Source organism: uncultured Lutibacter sp., assembly GCF_937891065.1.
GTDB lineage: Bacteria > Bacteroidota > Bacteroidia > Flavobacteriales > Flavobacteriaceae > Lutibacter.
Genome location: NZ_CALAEQ010000151.1, coordinates 1 through 2,775 on the forward strand (window position 1 = coordinate 1; position 2,775 = coordinate 2,775).

The following is a 2,775-nucleotide window of genomic DNA, read 5'->3' on the forward strand; positions in this document are numbered from 1 at the left end:
ACAAACGATTTGCTACAACCGAAAAATCTCCGATTTTCCAGTCGCACAAATCTTAATACTAAACCGTTATAGCAAATGCTTAGAAAAAAAGCAGTACTCAATAACTTAACGCATCAAATATAAATTTGTAGATTTATAATATAATTACAAAAAGAATAGTGGACTTACCAATAAATAAATAAATGATATAACAATGAAAATTATAAAACTTGGTTTAATTTATAGTCTATTATTTTTTCTAATTTCTTGTAATAATTCAGATATTATTACAAGAAGTGAAAAAGAATGGTTAAAACAACATCCAAATCTTGTTGTTGGGCTTTCACCAAACGCACCGCCATATCAATTTGTAAATGAAAAAGGTAAAATTAGTGGAATATTTATTGATTTTTTTTCTATAATCGAAAAACGAATAGATTATAAATTTAAAAAAGTATATGAATCTGATTTTGCTAAATTACTAAATGACACAAAAGAAGGTAATGTTGATGTTATACTTGAAGTGCAACAGACTGATGAAAGGGAAAAGTATTTAAATTTTACTTCTTTTTTATTATCTCATAATCATGTAATTATTACAAGTGTATCGCAACAAGAAATAATATCTATTAATGACTTAAAAGATAAAAAAATTGCGGTAACTAATTTATATGCAGTCCAGGAATATCTGTCAAAAAAATATCCTGAATATAAATTAATTCCATTTTCTGATGATATTGCTTGTTTAAGAGCCGTTTCAACTGGTCAGGCAGATGCTTTCGTCTGTCAGCAGGCTGTTGCAACATATTATATTGAAAAAGAAGGCATCAGCAACTTAAATATAGCAGGTGAAATTAACTATACAAACGAACTTGCAATTGCCAGTCGCAAAAGTCTTGATACTTTAAACACAATTTTAACAAAAGCAGTTAATTCAATTAGCAAAAACGAAAAACGAAAAATTTACAAAAACTGGCTTTCTTACACCGTTAAACCATTCTATCTCCAAACGGATTTTTTATTAATCGTGTCTATTGTGGTTCTATCTATATTGCTTTTTGCATTTCTTTTCAATTTTGTTTTACAAAAAAGAGTTAAACAAAAAACAATAGAATTAATTAAAGCCAAAGAAGAAGCTGAAGAAAATGAAACTTTTTTGACTAATATTTTTGAAAATATTCCAAGCATGGTTTTCGTTAAAAATGCCGATGATTTTCGTTATATACGGTTTAATAAGGCAGGTGAAAAACTTTTAGGCTATAGAAGTGAAGAATTAATTGGTAAGAATGATTACGATTTTTTCCCAAAAGAAGAAGCCGATTTCTTTACATCAAAAGATAGAGAAGTATTTAAAACAAATGAGCCAATAATTATTGAAGAAGAAAATATAAATACTAAATTTGGTATTAAAAAATTATACACAAAAAAAATAGCCCTAAAAGACAAGAAAGGCAATCATAAATACTTACTTGGAATTTCAGAAGATATTACCAAGAAGATTGAAATTCAAAGAGAACTAAAAAAGGCCAAAGAACAAGCTGAAGAAAGTGATCGTTTAAAATCAGCCTTTCTGGCAAATATGAGTCATGAAATTCGTACTCCAATGAATGGAATTCTTGGTTTTTCAGATCTCCTAAAAAAACCTAATCTTTCAGGTGATCAACAACAAAAGTATATTGGAATTATTGAGAAAAGTGGGGAGCGAATGTTAAATATTATCAACGATATTGTTCATATTTCAAAGATAGAAGCTGGTTTAATGAATGTGGACATTAAGGAATCCAATATAAACGAGCAAATCGAATACATTTATACTTTTTTTAAACCAGAAGTTGAAGCAAAAGGAATGCAACTTTTCTTCAAAAACACTTTACTAGCAAAAGAAGCCACCATTAAAACTGATCGTGAAAAATTGTTTGCAATCCTGACAAACCTTGTTAAAAATGCAATTAAATACTCGGAAAAAGGGACAATAGAATTTGGATATGTTTTAAAAAGTATTAGTGAATCCACTAATCATAGTAGAAAAGCCGAATTGGAGTTTTTCGTAAAAGACACTGGGATTGGGATTCCAAAAGACAGACAGAAAGCCATTTTTGAACGTTTCATTCAAGCTGACATACCAGATACAATGGCAAGGCAAGGTGCAGGTTTAGGCTTGTCTATTACTAAAGCATACGTTGAAATTCTTGATGGTAAAATATGGGTAGAGAGTGAAGAAGGTATTGGCTCAACATTTTATTTTACCTTGCCTTACAACCCTGAATTTAAGAAAAAAATTAATACCAAAGATGTTGAAGTTACTGACAGTTCAGAAAATATTATTAAAAATCTAAAAATACTAATTGCTGAAGATGATGATATTTCAGAAATGTTGATTTCCATTAATGTATGTGAGTTTAGCAATGAAATTTTAAGAGCAACAACCGGTAGAGAAGCCATTGAGACTTGCCGTAACAACCCTGATATTGATTTAATTTTGATGGATATTCGAATGCCTGAAATGGACGGATATGAAGCTACATGTCAAATACGGAAGTTTAATAAAGATGTTATCATTATTGCACAAACAGCTTATGGATTAACCGGAGATAAGGAAAAATCTTTGGATGCAGGATGCAATGATTATATAACAAAACCTATTAAAAAAGAGGAATTGGAGTCACTAATACAAAAGTATTTCGAGAAATAATAAACTGTAAATTGATAAATAAACGAAAGATAATAAAGCACACAGCTATAACACCTCATAAAATTTATGCTTACATTTAAACTAAATAACGAACCGACAAACAT

General features: G+C 29.2%; 1 protein-coding gene. It reads left to right on the forward strand.

The genetic code is table 11. The annotated features are described in order from the left end of the window. The first annotated feature begins 193 nt into the window (after window positions 1-193). Window positions 194-2,671 (forward strand): transporter substrate-binding domain-containing protein, encoded by a 2,478-nt coding sequence (locus Q0352_RS08405; protein WP_299526574.1) that lies wholly within the window; start codon window positions 194-196, stop codon window positions 2,669-2,671. Window positions 2,672-2,775 lie beyond the last annotated feature (104 nt).

Excerpts from the sequence above, each read along its gene's own strand:
- Q0352_RS08405 (WP_299526574.1), top strand. The coding sequence starts at position 194 with ATGAAAATTATAAAACTTGGTTTAATTTATAGTCTATTATTTTTTCTA.